Raw genomic sequence first — 18,719 nt, 5'->3', positions numbered from 1 at the left:
GAAAAAAACGCACTTGACGAAAGTCTAGCGGATGGCTGCGGAAGGCGGCGGCGCCCGGACCGGAATGACCCATTCGGGTCATGCGTCCAGATGTGCCGGCGCTATTCCATGGACGAGGAATATTTGCTGCACCAGGAATTGAGATGACATTGCTTTGCTTGAGTCAGTCGGATTTCGGCGTCGGCTTTCGGCTCCCGATATCGAGCTGCAGCAGGGATATTTGGGCGCGTCAGAATGTCGCAATACGTGTCCCCAGGCGCGGCGCGAATTGTTCAGCCGCGCTATCAACGGTCGCAATCCATTTTCTCGGCAGCTTAAGCGATCTGGTCAAGGCCAGCCGGGGAGGCAAGGCGATCGCTTCATTCCATCCCGTATTGTGCTGCAGTTCGGCAAAGCTTCGACCCCATGGTCTGCCGAACTCGGGCGCAATCGCAAAGCCGGGACACACGCTCTCTCGGCTGCGCTGTTCAATTCACGCCGCGCTTAAGGTTAGCAGCTGTGCTGCCTTGACGCAGTCACGCAACAATGGAAACAATTTGCAATTATCAGAAGTCCTTCGCTCCGTGACAGGACTTCGCCGTTCGCCGTCAGGCAACGACGCCTCGTCGAATCGATACCCAATACAACCATAACAAGACCATTTCATTTCCAACTCGCGCCGTTGGGCTGACGGCGAACTTTGAGCATCAGAATGTTAAAGGGGGGGCTCGCCATGAGCGACCAGACGATTTTGCGCGCCAGTTTTGTCTCGGAGTCCGCGGCCTTTCGCAACACCTTTGGTTGGTACAACAGCTCAACGGGGCTCGGCGGAATCCTGTTTGCAAATGCGGATTCGCAAGGGGCTGGCGCCCTCACCCCCGGTGTCTCCCATGTCGACTTCGCGGTGAACACCGCCGATCTCGGCAAGATCCAGTTCTTCCTCATTCCGGATGGTGCGGCGCAGGGCCGCAACGATGCCGACGATCTCACCGGCGCCATCAAGGTCATCAAGCTTTCGGACGGCACCTGGGCGGTCGCTGATGTCGATGCCAACGGCAACGTCATCTACGTTGCCGGCAAGCCCGATCTGCTCACGGGCGCCGGCGCCAATGCGTTGTTTACCGAGACCTCCAAGAACGCGGGCGGCGTCGATTATGCCTCGTCGGTCACGGGCAGCCAGCAGACGGCAGCCAAGCTCGCCGGCGACACTGCCGACGGCGCGACCGGCACCATCGCCTGGGAGGATACCGCCGCGACGCGCAGGTCCAACGGCAGCTACACCGCGCCGGGCGACGCCGACTACAACGACGCCGTCTTCCAGGTTTCGCTCGTGCAAAAACCGGTCGCCAATGCCGATGCGGTCACGATCGGCGAGGATGCCGGCGTCACCGCGATCAACGTGCTCGCCAATGACACCAACCCCGCGGGCGGGACGCTGCGCGTCACCTCCGTCAATACACAGGGAATTTTGGGGACGGTCAGCATCGCCGCCGACGGCCACAACATCGCCTATACCCCGGGTTCTGCGTTCCAGTCGCTGCGCGCCGGCCAGTCCGCGACCGAGACCTTCACCTACACCGTAACCAACAGCGCCGGCCTGACATCGACGGCGACGGCGACCGTCACGATCCAGGGCGCCAACGATGCCGCAATCATCGGCACACCCTCGGCTGCCGATGTCACCGAGGATTCCCGCAATCCGACCCTGAAGCTCACTGGAACGATCGCGATCTCCGACGTCGATCAGGGCGAATCGGCGTTCAAGACCACCGTGGTATCCGCCTTGGGCAATTTCGGCACCCTGTCCCTGAAGGCCGACGGCAGCTACACCTATTCGATCGCCAACAGTGCCGTTCAATATCTCGGCGCCGGCGAGACCAGGGTCGAGACGTTTACGGTCAGCGCGCTGGACGGCACGGCCAAGCAGGTCTCCTTCACGGTTCACGGCACCAACGACGCCGCCGTGGTCGGTGCGCCCGCCTTCACCACCGTCACCGAAGACGCCAGCGCGCCGACGCTGTCGGTGTCAGGCACGATCTCGATCTCGGATGCCGACCAGAACCAGTCCACGTTCCAGGCCGGCGTGATCACGGGGCAGGGCAATCTGGGCGCACTGACGCTGAATGCCAACGGCACCTACAGCTATTCGGTCGCCAACAGCGCCGTGCAATATCTTGGTGCGGGGGACACCAAGGTCGAAACCTTCACCGTCAAGTCGTTCGACGGCACGGCCAAGCAGGTCTCTTTCGTCATCAAGGGCGTCAATGACGCAGCGGTGATTGGCACACCCACGGTTCACGACGTCTACGACAATCCGTCGGCGCTCGTGCTCACCGCGTCCGGCAGCATCGGCATCACGGATGTTGATCAGGGCGAGGCGGCGTTCAAGCCGGCCGTTGGCTCCGCTGCCGGCAATCTGGGCTTCCTGCTGCTGTCGGGCGACGGCAGCTATGTCTACGTCGTGGCCGAAAGTGCTGCGCACAATCTGGCGGCCGGCGCCGTCAAGGTCGACACCTTCACCGTGACCGCTGTCGATGGCACCACCAAGCAGGTCAGCTTCACCGTTCATGGCCCGGCCGGCGGCAATCACGCGGCGACGATCGGCGATCCCACCATTGCGGACGTGACGGAAGACCTTGCGGCGAACAACGCCGGGAATCTGACCGCGGTGGGCAGCATCTCGGTCAGCGACCCGGATGCGGGCCAGTCGTCATTCCAGGCCGGCGTGCTCACAGGGCCGGGCAATCTCGGCACGCTGAACCTCTCGGCCAACGGCGGCTACACCTACGCTGTCGCCAACAACGCCGCGCAATATCTCGGAGCCGGCGAAACCAAGATCGATACGTTCCGGGTCACCTCTCAGGATGGCACCTCCAAGGACGTCACGTTCACGATCCACGGCGAGAATGACGGCGCGACCATTGGCAATGTCGGGGATCACGAGGTCACCGAGGACGGCCAACTGACAGCGTCCGGGCAGCTGTCCATCGTCGATGCCGACCAGAACCAGGCCGCGTTCCAGGCCAGCGAGATCACGGCACAAGGCAACCTCGGCACGGTGACGCTGCTGGCCGACGGCCACTACACCTATTCGGTCGACAACGCCGCTATTCAGTATCTCGGCGCCAATGACACCAAGACGGAGACTTTCACGGTCACGTCCGTCGACGGCACGACCAAGAATATCAGCTTCGATATCCATGGCGCGCAGGACGCACCGAATCTGAGCGTACAGGACTCGTCGGGCGCCGCCGACGGAAACATCACGCTTCACATAGCGGCCGACAAGGTCGATCTGGGCAGCACCTTGTCGGTGAAGATCGAGGGGGTGCCGTCGAGCTTTACGGTACAGAACGGCGCAGCGATCGGGGACGGCGCCTGGCTCGTGACGGGCGACTCAATCCAGAACGTCGTCCTGATCCCGAACCATGCCGTCGGCAGCGCGGATCCGTTCACCCTGCAGGTCACCGCCATCTCCGACGACGGCGTTCATCAGGCGGTGAGCTCGGCCGAGCTCGCGCTGACCGTGACGTCCGGTGCCAACGAGATCAACGCGCTGGATATCGACGGCTATATCGGCGGCGCAACCGTATTTGCTGACGCCAACAACAACGGAATACTCGACGCAGGCGAGGCGCACACGACGACACGGGCTGACGGCAGTTTTACGTTGGCGGGCGGCTCCGGTCCGCTCGTGAGTATCGGCGGCGTCGATATCTCGACGGGATTGCAGGTCGCCGGCGTGCTGAGGGCGCCGGAGGGCTCCACCGTCATCACTCCGCTGACGACGCTGATCGCCGCACTGGTCGACAGCACGGCAAACGATGAGCACCCGCTGACGGCGGACCAGGCCATGAGCGCCATTGCGGCCGCGTTCAACGTCGATCTCGCCTCTGATCCTGCCAACCCCATTGACCTGCTGTCGTACGATCCGGTGCCCGCTGCGGTGAATGGCGATCCGACGGCAACGGCGGTGCTTGCGGCGGCTATCCAGGTCCAAAGCACGGTCGCCCAGGTGTCGGCCGTCGGCGTGGAGACGGGCGCGGTCATTACAGCGATTGCAAGCGCTATTACGGCGTCTCTGAGCGGCCCCGGCGCGCCCGTCTTCGATCTGGCATCTTCCGATACGGTTCAGAGCGTCGTCACATCCTCCGGCGTCGATGCGGCGGCCGCCGCGACGGTTATCGAGGTCGTTGCTGCCGCGAACGACAGCATTCAGGCTGCCACGAACGTCACTGAATTGGCGCAGGCCGGCCAAGTCGCTCAAGGCGCGGCTGCCGACCAACTCGCCGCGACCGATTTTTCGGATCAACAATCGATTGATCAGCTCACAGACCGTTTTGTCGATAATCTCGACACTGAGGTTGCGAATGCCGTGCTGATCCCGGTCGGTAGCGCCTTGTTGGGCTCGCTCGGCGATGACGTGCTTTCGGGCGGAGGTGGTAACGATCTGATCGATGGCCAGGACGGCAACGATCGCATCAGCGGTGGCGACGGAAACGACATCCTCTTTGGCGGCGCTGGCAAGGACTATCTCGGCGGCGGTTCGGGTGACGATATCCTCGACGGTGGCCCGGGCTTCGACCGCGCCGTCTATACCGACGCGACCGGCGGCGTCACGATCGATCTGGCGGCCGGAACGGCGTCCGGCGCCGGCGTGGGGACGGACACCCTCGTCAACATCGAAGCTGCCGTCGGCAGCGACTTTGCCGATACATTCAACGGGGCTGGCTTCACCGGCGATGCACATGTCCCGGGTAGCCCTGTCGGCTACAACGAGTTCGAAGGCGGAGGCGGCGACGACACCATCATCAGCAACACCAACAGCCAGGGCGCCGAGCTGACGCGCGTCTCCTATGTCAGCGCCACCGGCGCGGTGACGGTGGATCTCGTCGCCGGCTATGCCCAAGGTGATGCATCGGTGGGCCACGACACCCTCGTCGGGTCCGGCTTCAACGGCGTCTGGGGCTCCGCGCATAACGACACGATTCTGGGCAGCAACAATCCGATGTTCACCGCAGAGGTGTATTCGGGCTTTGCGGGCAACGACTACATTGACGGCCGCGGTGGCTACGACCGCGTGGACTACAACGTCGATCCGAACACCACGACGGGAATTACGGTCAATCTCGCCGCCGGATCCGTCACCGGCGATGCGACCGTCGGCACGGATACGTTGCGCGGGATCGAGGCGATCCGCGGCACCAACTTCGCCGATACCTACAATGCCACCGGTTTCGGCTCGGGCAGCGTCAACGCCGGCTCGAACGGGACGTTCAACGAGTTCACCGGCAATGGCGGCGACGACACCATCACCGGCAACGGCTTCACGCGGCTCGGTTTCAACAACGCGACGGCCGGAGTCCAGGTCGACTTCGTCACCGGCACCGCCACCGGCGATTCATCCGTCGGCACCGATCATTTCACCGGCGTCAACGCCGTCCAGGCCTCGATGTTTGACGACACGCTGCTGGGCGGGGCGACCAACGACACCTTCACCGGCCTCGCCGGCAACGACTATATCGACGGCCGCGGCGGCTTCGACGTCTCGTCCTACAACAACATCTTCTTCATCACGGGAAGCATCACCGTCAATATGGCGGCCGGCATCGTCACCGGAGACGCCTCGAACGGCACGGATACGCTTCGTTCGATCGAGGGCATTCAGGGCACCAACTTCGACGATACCTACGATGCGACCGGTTACGGGGTGGCCGGCGCGAATGTCGGCAACAACGGGACCTTCAACCAGTTCGAAGGGCTGAGCGGTGACGACGTCATCACCGGTAACGGCAACACGCGCCTGATCTTCGCCAACGCGACCGGCGGGGTGACCATCAATCTCGCGGGCGGCACCGCCACCGGCGACGGCTCGACCGGTCACGACACGTTCACCGGCGTCAACAGCGCCCTGGGCAGCAACTTTGCCGACATCTTCGACGCAACGGGATTCTCTGGTCCGAACGGGACCTCGTTCCAGGGGCAGGGCGGCAACGACCAGATCACCGGCAACGGCGCGACGCAGATTCAGTACAACAACGCCACTGCCGGCGTGACCGTCAACCTCACTGCGGGCACCGCCGACGGCGACGGCTCGGTCGGCCACGACACCATCACGGGCGGCGTGTTCAATGTCCTGGGGTCCAATTTCAACGACACCATCATCGGCAGCGCCAGCAACGACAGTCTCTCCGGCAACGTCGGCAACGACATCCTGGATGGTCGTGCCGGCAACGACTTCCTCAGTGGCGGCGCCGGCGTGGACACCTTTGTCTATGCGAGCGGCGGCGGCTTCGACTTCATCCAGGACTTCGTCCATGGCCAGGACAAGCTCGATCTGACCGGGGTCTACGGCATCTTCAGCCTCTCTGACTTGCAAGCGCATGCTGTGCAGAGCGGCCCCAACACGGTCATTACCTTCAGCTCGGGTGACGGCCTCACGCTTCAGAACGTCAATCTGAGCAGCTTGACGGCGAGCGATTTCCTGTTCGGCGCGCCGGCCGCGCCGATCGTCGGCGACGGAAACGCGAACGACCTCGTCGGCACCGCCAATGCCGAATCCATCAGCGGTCTCGGTGGCAACGACCGCCTCCAGGGCCTCGGCGGCAGCGACCTTCTGGATGGCGGTGCGGGCTTCGATCGCGCCATCTATACCGATGCGACCGGCGGCATCGCCGTCAACCTCGCTGCCGGCACGGCCTCGGGAGCTGGCGTCGGGACAGACACGCTCATCGGCATCGAGGGTGTGGTCGGCAGCGATTATGCCGATACGTTCAATGCGGCCGGGTTTACCGGCTCGACCGGTCTGCCCGGCGTGGCCACCGGCCAGAGCGAGTTTGAAGGGCGCGGCGGCGACGATAGCGTCGTCGGCGATCTCAACGCCCTGGGGCAGGCGGTGACGCGATTGTCCTATCTGAGCGCCACCAGCGCGGTCATCGTCGACATCGGGGCCGGGACCGCGGATGGCGACGCTTCGGTAGGCCACGACACCTTCTCCAACGTCTCGACGATCTGGGGCTCGGCCTCCAACGACACGTTCTACGGCAGCGACAATGCGGCCTTCACCTACGAGACCTATGAGGGGCGCGGCGGCGACGACTATATCGACGGCCGCGGCGGCTACGACCAGGTCACCTACAATTCGGACACGACGACCACGTCGGGCATCTATGTTCACCTTGCCGCGGGCATCGTGAATGGCGACGCCACGGTCGGCACCGACACGCTGCGCAGCGTCGAGGCCGCGCGTGGTACCAATTTCGACGACACGTTCGACGCGACTGGCTTCGGCCAGGCCGGGGCGACCAATGTCGGTTCCTCCGGGACCTTCAACGACTTCGCCGGCGCCGGCGGCAACGACACCATCATCGGCAACGGCTCCACCCGCCTGAACTACCAGATCGCGGCCTCGAGCGTCAGCGTTGACCTCGAGACCAGCGTCGTCGGGACCACGAATGCCGTCACGGTTGCCGGCAGCGCGACAGGTGCGACCGAGGGCACCGACACCTTCACCGGCGTCAACGCGGTGCAGGGCTCGACCTTCGCCGACACGCTGCTCGGAAGCAGCTTCAACAACAACTTCGCCGGTCTTGGCGGCGACGACTACATCGACGGCCGCGGCGGCTTCGACGTTGCCATCTACAACAGCCTCAGCACGGTCACGGGCGGCGTCGCGATCGACATGGCGGCAGGCACGGCGACCGGCGACGGGTCGATCGGGACCGATACGCTGCGTTCGATCGAGGGCATTCAGGGCACGGGCTACGCCGACACCTATGTGGCGACGGGCTATGGCCAGCCCGGTGCGCTCAATATCGGCAACAACGGCACCTTCAACCAGTTCGAGGGCCTCGGCGGCGATGATGCCATCACCGGCAACGGCAACACACGGCTGCTCTACACGAATGCCACCGGCGGCGTCACCGTCAACCTGAACGCCGGCTCGATCACGGGTGACGTATCGGTCGGGCACGACACCTTCACGGGCGTCAACAGCGTTTATGGCGGCAATTTCGCCGACACTTACGACGCGTCAGGCTTCATCGGTTTCAATTCCTTCCAGGGTCTTGCCGGCAACGACCTCATCACCGGCAACGGCAGCACGCAGCTGCTGTTCGCCAACGCGACCGGCGGCGTTGTTGTCGATCTCGCCAGCGGCACCGTCAATGGGGATGCCTCGGTTGGGCATGACACCATCACCGGTGGCGTCAACGGCGTGTCCGGATCGGGCTTCAACGATACGCTGAAGGGCGGCGGCGGCGCCGACAATCTGCTCGGCAACGGCGGCGCCGACACCTTCGTGTATGTGAGCGGCGGTGGTGCCGATTTCATCGGTGACTTCTCGCAGGCGCAAGCCGACAAGATCGACCTTTCGGGCGCAGGTATCTACAACCTCGCTGACGTGCAGGCGATCGCCTCGCAGCAGGGACCGAACACGTTCATCAATTTCGGCAATGGCGACAGCCTGACGCTGCAGAACGTGACCCTATCGAACCTGACTGCTGCGGATTTCATCTTCGCGCCGGGCGTTCACCTGATCGGCGACGCCAATCCGAACACGCTGGTCGGCACAGTCTATGCCGACAATTTGAGCGGCCTCGGCGGCAACGACGTCCTGCAAGGCCTCGGCGGCAACGACCAGCTCGATGGCGGCCAGGGCTTCGACCGCGCCGATTACGGCGATGCAACGGGAGCCATCACCGCCAATCTTGCGGCCGGCTCCGTGACCGGCCCGGGCGTCGGCACAGATACGCTGGCGAATGTCGAGGGGATCCTCGGCAGCAATTATGCCGACACGTTCAATGCGGCCGGATTCACCGGATCGACCGGTCTGCCCGGCGTAGCCGCCGGCCAGAGCGAGTTTGAAGGGCGCGGCGGCAACGATAGCGTCATCGGCGATCTCAACGCCCTGGGGCAGGCAGTGACGCGACTGTCCTATCTGAGCGCGAGCAGCGCGGTCATCGTCGACATCGGGGCCGGGACCGCGGATGGCGACGCTTCGGTGGGCCACGACACCTTCTCCAACGTCTCGACGATCTGGGGCTCGGCCTCCAACGACACGTTCTACGGCAGCGACAATGCGGCCTTCACCTACGAGACCTATGAAGGTCGCGGCGGCGACGACTATATCGACGGCCGCGGCGGCTACGACCAGGTCACCTACAATTCGGACACGACGACCACGTCCGGCATCTATGTTCACCTCGCCGCGGGCACCGTGAACGGCGACGCCACGGTCGGCACCGACACGCTGCGCAGCGTCGAGGCCGCGCGCGGCACCAATTTCGACGACACGTTCGACGCGACCGGCTTCGGCCAGGCCGGGGCGACCAATGTCGGTTCCTCCGGGACCTTCAACGACTTCGCCGGCGCCGGCGGCAACGACACCATCATCGGCAACGGCTCCACCCGCCTGAACTACCAGATCGCGGCCTCGAGCGTCAGCGTTGACCTCGAGACCAGCGTCGTCGGGACCACGAATGCCGTCACGGTTGCCGGCAGCGCGACAGGTGCGACCGAGGGCACCGACACCTTCACCGGCGTCAACGCGGTGCAGGGCTCGACCTTCGCCGACACGCTGCTCGGAAGCAGCTTCAACAACAACTTCGCCGGTCTTGGCGGCGACGACTACATCGACGGCCGCGGCGGCTTCGACGTTGCCATCTACAACAGCCTCAGCACGGTCACGGGCGGCGTCGCGATCGACATGGCGGCAGGCACGGCGACCGGCGACGGGTCGATCGGGACCGATACGCTGCGTTCGATCGAGGGCATTCAGGGCACGGGCTACGCCGACACCTACGTGGCGACGGGCTATGGCCAGCCCGGTGCGCTCAATATCGGCAACAACGGCACCTTCAACCAGTTCGAGGGCCTCGGCGGCGATGATGCCATCACCGGCAACGGCAACACACGGCTGCTCTACACGAATGCCACCGGCGGCGTCACCGTCAACCTGAACGCCGGCTCGATCACGGGTGACGTATCGGTCGGGCACGACACCTTCACGGGCGTCAACAGCGTTTATGGCGGCAATTTCGCCGACACTTACGACGCGTCAGGCTTCATCGGTTTCAATTCCTTCCAGGGTCTTGCCGGCAACGACCTCATCACCGGCAACGGCAGCACGCAGCTGCTGTTCGCCAACGCGACCGGCGGCGTGACCGTTAACCTCGCAAACGGTACTGTGGACGGCGATAGTTCGGTAGGTCATGACACCATTTTGGGAGGGGTGACCAACGTTGCGGGCTCGAACTTCAACGACACGATCACCGGTTCTGGTGGCAACGACCAGCTGTTCGGCAACGGCGGCAACGATCTGCTCAGCGGTGGTGTTGGCAACGACGGCCTGAACGGCGGCATCGGTGCAGACACCTTTGTCTACGCTGCCGGCGGCGGCGCGGACACCATCGGCGACTTCCTGCAGGCGGACGCCGACAAGATCGACCTCACGGGGATCCCTGGAGTCTCGACCCTTGCCGACATTCAGGCGCTTGCCACCCAACAGGGGCCGAACACGGTCATCAACTTCGGCAATGGCGACACCCTCACCCTGCTGAACGTGACGCTGTCGAACCTCACGGCTGCCGACTTCATCCTGGGGCAGGGCGTGCACCTCACCGGCGACGCCGGTGCAAATACGCTTATCGGCACCGCCTACGCCGACAGTCTGAGCGGCCTCGCCGGCAACGATCGCCTCAAGGGCCTCGATGGCAATGATCTGCTCGACGGCGGCCTCGGCTTCGACCGCGCCGACTATGTCGCGGCAACGGGCGGCATTACCGCAAATCTCGCGGCAGGCTCCGTGACAGGTCCGGGGGTCGGCACGGACACGCTGGCGAACGTCGAGGGGATCGTGGGCAGCGACTATGCCGACACGTTCAACGCGACCGGCTTTGCAGGCGATACCGGCATTGCCGGCACCAATGTGGGCTTCAACGAGTTCGAAGGCCGCGGAGGGAACGACAGCATCACGGGAGCGATGAACAGCCTGGGTGCGCTCCTGACACGCATCTCGTATGCCAATGCAACGGGCAGCGTGACCGTCGATCTGACGGCCCACTCGGCGGCGGGAGATGCCTCGGTCGGTACCGATACCTTGGTGGGTTCGGGCTTTGCGGGTGTTGTCGGCTCTGGATCTGGCGACCAACTGCTCGGCAGTGCCAATGGCCCAGGAACCGTGGAAACGTTCGAAGGCCGCGCCGGCGATGACTTCATCGACGGCCGGGCTGGTTTCGACCGGGCGGACTACGCGCTCGATCCGGCCGCGGTGGGCGGGATCGACGTTCAACTGGCCTTGGGAACCGTGACGGGCGACGCCGCGACGGTCGGCACCGACACGCTGCGATCGGTCGAGTCCGTGCGCGGCTCGAACGCTGCGGACGTCTTCAACGCCGCTGGTTTCACCGGAAGCAGCCAGAATGCCGGTTCCAACGGGACGTTCAACGAATTCATCGGCATGGGTGGCAACGACAGCATCACCGGTAACGGCAACACGCGCGTTGCATTCACCAACGCCACCGGCGCGGTGACGGTCGATCTGCTGGCAGGTACCGCAAGCGGTGACTTGTCCACGGGCAACGATACGTTCAGCGGCGTCAACGCCGTGATGGCCTCGATGTTCAACGACACCATCAGCGGTAGCAACACCACCACGGCGACGGAAACGTTCACCGGCCTTGCCGGCGACGACTTCATCGACGGCCGCGGCGGCTTCGACATCATCAGCTACAACAACATCTACTTCTCCACCGGCGCGGTGACGATCAACTTCACGGCGGGCACCGCGACCGGCGACGGCTCGATCGGCAATGATACGTTCCGCGGGATCGAGGGCGCCCAGGGCACCACTTTCAACGACGTCTTCACGGCCACGAATTTCGGCGCCGTCGGTTTCCAGAACGGTGCAACCAACAACGTCGGCAACAACGGCAACTTCAACCAGTTCGAAGGCCTGGCCGGCAACGACACGATCACCGGCAACGGTAACACCCGGATCATCTATTCCAGCGCCACCGATGCCGTGACCATCAACCTGCAGGCGGGGACTGCGACCGGCGGCGGCTCAATCGGCACTGACACCTATGTAGGCGTCAACAGTGCGACCGGCAGCAACCTGAACGACACCTACAATGCCACAGGCTTCACCGGCGTCACCTCGGCAGGATCGTTCGGTACCTTCAACCTGTTCGAAGGCCTGCTCGGCAACGATACCATCACCGGTAACGGCAATACGCGGGTCTCGTATTCCCAGGCGAGCGGGGGCGGAGTTTCCGTCGACCTTTCGACGGGACTTGTGAGCGGTGCGGCCGGCGCCGACTTCATCACGGGAGGCGTCAACAGCGTCCAGGGTTCGAACCAGGCCGACACGCTGGTCGGCAGCTCGAATAACGAATTCTTCTTCGGCGGCGGCAGTGGCGACACGATCAACGCAGGTGGCGGGAACGACGGCATCACCGGCCAGGGCGGCAACGATACGATCGACGGCGACGCCGGTACCGACATGGTGATCTTCTCGGGTACGCAATCGCAATACACTGTCACGACGGCTGGAACCATCCAGGTTCAGGACAATGTCGTGAACCGTGACGGCACCGACGGTCTGACCAATGTCGAAGTGCTGCAGTTCAGCGACGCCATCGTGTTGCTGTCATCGGGCTCGTTGGCGAGTCCGATCGATCTCTCGACGCAACAGTTCTCTAACACGGCACCCGTGATCGGAACGGCCGGAGACGATTATCTTCGCGTCGGAGCCAATATCTTCGGACACGGGATCAATCTGGGAGCCGGGACGGGGGATACCGTCCTGCTCAACGGCACCTTTGGTAACGGCTACACGCTCAATCTCTCGGGTGTCGAAAACCTGGTCGGCAGCGGCAACGACGAGTTCGTCAACCTCACGACGACCGCCAACGGACTGGTCGTCGACCTCGGGGGTGGCAATGATCAGCTCAATCTCGCGGGCGGCGCCAACACGCTTAGCCTGATCGGCGTCGAGGGGGTCGGCGGATCCGATTTCGGTGCGACGCCCGGCGTCAACGACGTACTCACCTTGTCGACGACGGTGACGGGCCTGAACATCAGCCTCGGCAACGGCGACAATACGATGAACCTCGCTGCCGGCGCGAACTCGTTCGTGAACATCTACGACGTCAATCACGTGAACGGCACCGCGAGCGACGACACCTTGACTGTCACCGGTGCGATCGCAGCGGTCAACGGCGTCGCGATCGACCTTGGCGGCGGCGAGGATACGATCGCCCTCAACGGAAACTTCGCTGCATTCGCCGCGACCGGCGTCGAGCACATCAACGGAAATTCGGGCGACAATTCACTCAGCTTGACGAACAATGTCGATGGCATCGTCATCGACATGGGCGGTGGAAACGATCTGGTGTCGCTCGCCAATGGAGTGAATTCGGTCAGCATCAGTGGCGTCGAAAACCTCAACGGCAGTGATTTCACCGGCAATCTCAACCCGTCGGACGATACGGTCACGCTTCTGAATACAGTGTCCGGGGTGTCGGTCAATCTCGGCGAAGGGACCAACGTCCTGAATCTCGCCGCAGGCAGCAATTCGTTCGACAATCTGTGGAACGTGAATCTGCTCAACGGGAGCTCGTCGGACGACATTCTGACGTTGCAGGGCAGCCCGGCGAACGTGATCAATCTCGGCGGCGGCAACGACACTCTGAACTTCAGCGCGAATGTCTACGACATCACGGTGACCAACGTCGAAACCGTCAATGCCGCCGCGAATTTCGACAGGATCACGATCGGCAATGCGTCAGGTAACACGACGATCACTGCCGGCGCGGGTGCGGATGAGATCTTCGCCAGCGCGGGCCATGACAACTTCCGCTTCGTCAGCACCGCGGATTCCGCCGCCGGCGCTGCCGATACCATTCACAATTTCGACGCCGATAATGACAGCTTTACGTTCTCGGGCATTAGCGTCGCTGGCGGTCACATCGAGTACGTGGAGAATGCGGCGCTGCTCGGTGCCAACCAGGCTTCGGCTCACCTGCAGAATTCCGGGCCGGGTAACGACTATCTTCAGATCGATATCGACGGCGACGGAACGAGCGATATGGACGTGAGCCTGCAAAATGTCACGGGCACGCTGCACAACGGCAACTTCCTGTTGGCTTGAGAGCAAGCCCGCTTTGGAGCAGGCGTCGCCAGTCCCGCCGTCTGTCTCCGGAACCGTCGTCCCGGCAGTCGCCGCCGGGATTTACGAGCTCCAACCCGAGTGAAACCGTCGAAGCAATCGCCGCGCGAGCCCAAGCAAAAACCGCCGCCACCGGCTATCCGGTGGATCGGCGGTCTATAGTCGAAGGTCGCTGGGTCGAAGGTGGCTGGCCTCTCAGGAGGCTCTTAGCCAAGCGTTCCCGCGCTCACCGAACGTACCAATAGCCCCACCAGCGTTGGGACACTGGACGCGCCTGCGCCTTCATGGCGGCGACTTCCTCGACGGAGCGAAGCTGCGGGCCGTAGATCGCGGGCGGATAGACGTCATCCCACAGCACGACCCCGGTTTGGGCGTAGGCCGCCCGCTGATGTGCCGGCGCAAGCGCGAGCTCGGCGGCCGGCGCTACGGATGCTGTCAAAACGAGGCCGAGAGCGGACAGGGCAATGGATGGAATAAGAGCGCGGACGGTCATTGGATTGAATCCCTCGTAATATGAGATGCGAAATAATGCGACGGGTCCCGAATGGTTGCAAGGGCATGGATTGGTCGGTTGGCCCGAAATTTCCTGTTCGTGGGAAGGCGTGCCAGGTCCCGTTCGACGGCAGCAGCCTTTGGACAGAACAGGATCGCGAAGGCATCTCTCTATATAGAGTGACTCTAATAGAGCGATCTTGATCGCAGAGTTTGATGCACGAGTTATGCCGCATGCACGTAAGAGGTCAGGCATGAACAATCTTTCGGCGCCCGAAGTCGGCAAGAACCATGATGTCGACACACTGCTCGCTCTTGATGAGTCCCGGACTATCTAGGGCGACTCCTATGACTTCTGCATTCCTCTCCGCTTTCATCTTCGGCGCTGGCCTCACCTTGGGATACGCGCTACGCGCTTGGCGCGTGCAACGAAGCCCTGCGAGCTCATCCCGCGGCGCCTCGCGCCGAATGACCGGACCGACTCCCACCTCGACGTTCGGCCACGCCCGACGAGCCTTTTAGGCAACGTCCGATTCGCTGGCGGGATCTCACTGGTACGAATGGGGCATGACGAGATGAGCGAACCCAAGAAGGATGCGCCGCGGCGTTACATCGTCGATGGCGCCGGACAACGCGTGCTTGTCGGGCTGACGATCTCGGAGACGATCGAGTTCGAAGCGCTGGATAATCCGAGCTCCCGCCCCGGCGCCGATTTGCTTGTCGAGGCGCGCCGTGTCCGCCAGGACAGACATGGGGAGCGCTGGCTGGAGCTTTACGTCAAGCACGAGCGAGCCTGGAACGATTGGATGGCTGAAACACGTGCGCGGCTGGAAAAGCCCCGCTTGCTCAACTAGATCCGCTCGAGGTCGATGCCCATGGTCCGATAGGCGAGCCGTCGCGAACCAAGGCTCCACGTCATACCGCGAGCATGCGGCTGCCCTGGATGCTCATCAGGGTGAGGTTACCGGTCGCATAGGCACCGGTGTCGATGTTGACGCGGTTCGCCATGAATTCGGCACTACGGACCGGCGTATGGCCATGCACGATATACTTGCCGAATTGCTCCTCGCTGCGCAGGAACTCTTCGCGAATCCAGAGCAGATCGCGCTCCGTCTGCTCGGCCAGCGGAACGCCTGGGCGAACGCCGGCGTGAACGAAGAAGAAGTCCCCGCAACTGAAGCTCAGCCGCAGATTGTCGAGGAATTCCAGATGCTCGGTGGGCATCGCCCGAATCAGATCGCGCATGATCGATGCCGGCTCGTCGCGCTTCAGGTCCGGCGGCGCAAGCCCGTAGGACATCAGTGTCTGGGTCCCGCCGACGGCAATCCAATCCTCGAATAATGAGGGATCTTCGAACACCCTCACCAGAAATGCCTCGTGATTCCCTTTGAGGAAGACTGCGTTGCCCCGGCGGCTCCGTTCGATCAGGACGTCGAGGGTGGAGCGCGTATCCGGGCCGCGATCGATGTAATCGCCCATGAAGACCTCGACCGCGTAGCGCGGTCGGCTGCAGGCGACGTCGGCGTCGATCACCCGCAACATGGGCTGCAGCAGATGCGCGCAGCCGTGAATGTCCGAGATCGCATAGATGCGGACTCCCTCCGGCAATTGCGGTTTGGGAATAGGCGGGCGTGGTCGGGCGAGAGATATCATGGCGCTCAATCGATCGGGTGGTTGAAAAATTTCCCCAAGTCGCCGGCACCGGAGAGCTTCCATTCAACACGAACGACGTGAATTCGGTGAGGGAGCGTCCTTGTTCTCCGGCTCGATCACGCCAAAAGAAGGGCGGCATTTTTTGCCGACCTTGTTCGGCGATCGGCAGCGCGAATGGCGCGGCCCGCGGGAATCGCATCGCTGAAGGCGAGCGTGCAGCAAAGATGCATGCCTGGGCGCGATTTCGCATCGCACGCCCAGATAGAAAATCATCGAAATTCTCGCAAATGACTCATTGTGCTTCGTCGAAGGATTGCATCGCCTGAAAGATGAGCGAAGAGGTGCTCGCGCGATGGCCAAGCATCGCGGTGGACGTGGAACTTGATTCAAAATAGGGCAACGCGTTCGCTCGTATGTCATCACTGTGACGACATTTTCAGCGCGTCGAATTTCGCTGCGCATTTCAACACGACGCATGATCCCTGCGCCGCAAAAGTTTTGCGTGCAACGCCACAATGTCGCTGCGATCACTCAACACTTTCCGTGCGGGGCAGTGACGAGTCTTCAGCATCACGATGAGCGTCAGGCACACTCTCGATAGGCAGAGGTTCGAATGGCTGTTGCAACTTATGGTTCTGAAAACGCTCACGCGCTGTCGTCGACGCGAGGTGGCGCTCTTCAGAGGCCATTTCAGATCGTCGTCATGGCGGCTGACTTTCTGCTGATCTTGTTGAGCTATGCCGCCGGGGCTTCGCTGTACGGCGTCGCCGTCGCTTCGCCCACCGACGGCGCTTCGGTGGGAGCGGGGTTGTTTGTCGGCGTGGTGTTCGTCGCAGTCGCCTATTTCCGGGACGTCTATGCCACGCACCGGCTGCTCAACATCGTCTGGCAGCTTCGAAAGGCGGTGTTAATCTGGCTGACGTCGCTGACGATCCTTGCTGTTGCGGCGTTCCTGCTGAAATCGACCGACAATCTGTCCCGCGGCACCGTCATCGTGTTCGCCGTGATCGGCGGACTTGGTTTGGTCAGCCTGCGCTTCGTCTGGCAGGCGGTGTTCGGCACGAGCTTTGCGCGAAGCCGGTTGGTCGATCGCAAGGTGATCCTGCTCAGCCTCAAGCCGCTCGACTTCACCTCCAGCCGCTTCAAGGACCTGCGGCGGAATGGCTTCGACGTCACGCGCCATTTCGTGCTCGGCGACGACCGGGATGATGGCCATTGGGAGCGGCAGATTCGCGACGTGATCCGTCAGTCGCGCTCGGCCGACGTCGATGAATACCTGCTTGCGATCGACTGGAACGAATTGCCGATGCTCCGTAAGCTCGGGCCATATCTGCGCGCCGTCCCCCAGCCGATACGCCTGCTGCCGGACGATCCGGTCGCCGATCTGGTGGCTCGTCCCTTCCTGCCGGTCAGTGGAACCGTAGCGGTCGAAATCCAGCGGCCGCCTCTCACCATTCTCGAACGGCTGCAAAAGCGCTGTCTCGACGTCGGCGTGGCCCTGTTCGCGCTCGTAATCTTGACGCCGCTGCTGCTCACCGTTGCCGTGCTGATCAAGCTGGATTCCCCGGGAGCCGTCATATTCCGCCAGTCGCGCCGCGGCTTCAATGGCAGGCCGTTCGAGATCTGGAAGTTCCGGAGCATGACCGTCTGCGAGAACGGCGAAACGATTGCCCAGGCGACCAAGCGGGATGCTCGGGTCACCAAGATCGGGCGCTTCCTTCGTATGACGAGCATCGACGAACTGCCGCAGCTCTGGAACGTGCTGCGCGGGGACATGTCGCTGGTTGGACCGCGTCCGCACGCGCTGGCCCATGACAATTACTATGACGAGATCATCAGCAAGTACGTCTACCGCCATCACATGAAGCCGGGCCTGACCGGCTGGGCCCAGGTGAACGGCTTCAGGGGGGAAACGCCGACGATCGATCTGATGGAGAAGCGGGTCGAATATGACGTCTGGTACGTTAGCAACTGGAGTATCTGGCTCGACCTGAAGATTATGGCCCGGACGGCGTCCGCAGTGATGTTCCAGGAAGCTTACTAGTCGTTTGATTTCTTCACTGTCCGGAACCTGCCAGCTTAAGGGATCAGGTTCCGTCTCTCGACGACCTGCTGAAGAGCCGCATGATCGCGTCGCGCAAGGCAAGCAACGGCGGCACCAGCACGAAGAAAGCCCCCATCGCAACGGAAACGATGACATGGCGGATCGAGAAGGGTTCGTCCTGCTCGATTTCCCTTTGACTCGGGTCGATGGGCGCGGGTGAGAGCGTCGTCGCCATTGGCTGCGGACGCGGCTTGCGTGGAGGAACCACGATCAACACGAACAGGATGTTGAGCAGAACCCAAATAGTCAAAATCGTCAGGACGATCAGCATTCCGAGCCCGCCGGAAATGAACGACAAATATCAGCCGAGGTTAGCCTCAG

Annotated in this window: 6 protein-coding genes; 3 read left to right on the top strand and 3 right to left on the bottom strand. The window is 62.8% G+C overall.

Annotation, left to right across the window (positions count from 1 at the left end):
• The first annotated feature begins 712 nt into the window (after nt 1-712).
• Nucleotides 713-14,131, top strand: coding sequence for an S-layer family protein (locus GDN70_RS30585; protein WP_173015896.1), 13,419 nt, complete (start codon nt 713-715; stop codon nt 14,129-14,131).
• A gap of 244 nt (nt 14,132-14,375) precedes the next feature.
• Here GDN70_RS30585 and GDN70_RS30580 read toward each other — a convergent pair whose 3' ends face one another.
• Entirely contained in the window at nt 14,376-14,642 is a 267-nt protein-coding gene (locus GDN70_RS30580) for a hypothetical protein (protein WP_028141813.1), read from the bottom strand.
• 574 nt (nt 14,643-15,216) lie between these two features.
• On the opposite strand from GDN70_RS30580, the gene GDN70_RS30575 reads away from it, so the two are divergent.
• Nucleotides 15,217-15,495 (top strand): hypothetical protein, encoded by a 279-nt coding sequence (locus GDN70_RS30575; protein WP_244625836.1) that lies wholly within the window; start codon nt 15,217-15,219, stop codon nt 15,493-15,495.
• Nucleotides 15,496-15,556: 61 nt separating this feature from the next.
• Here GDN70_RS30575 and GDN70_RS30570 read toward each other — a convergent pair whose 3' ends face one another.
• Entirely contained in the window at nt 15,557-16,294 is a 738-nt protein-coding gene (locus GDN70_RS30570) for a metallophosphoesterase family protein (RefSeq protein ID WP_050995698.1), read from the bottom strand.
• A gap of 613 nt (nt 16,295-16,907) precedes the next feature.
• Between GDN70_RS30570 and GDN70_RS30565 the strand changes: the two genes are divergently transcribed.
• Nucleotides 16,908-18,338, top strand: coding sequence for an undecaprenyl-phosphate glucose phosphotransferase (locus GDN70_RS30565; protein ID WP_152103414.1), 1,431 nt, complete (start codon nt 16,908-16,910; stop codon nt 18,336-18,338).
• A 43-nt stretch (nt 18,339-18,381) separates the two neighbouring features.
• Here the strand turns inward: GDN70_RS30565 and GDN70_RS30560 are convergent, their stop codons facing one another.
• Complete coding sequence (locus GDN70_RS30560) at nt 18,382-18,669, bottom strand: hypothetical protein (RefSeq protein ID WP_028141809.1); 288 nt, start codon at nt 18,667-18,669, stop codon at nt 18,382-18,384.
• Nucleotides 18,670-18,719 lie beyond the last annotated feature (50 nt).

It is taken from the genome of Bradyrhizobium sp. TM102 (genome assembly GCF_009176685.1).
GTDB lineage: Bacteria > Pseudomonadota > Alphaproteobacteria > Rhizobiales > Xanthobacteraceae > Bradyrhizobium > Bradyrhizobium ottawaense.
Note: the sequence above shows the minus strand (reverse complement) of the source record. Positions and strands in the feature narration are given on the sequence as shown.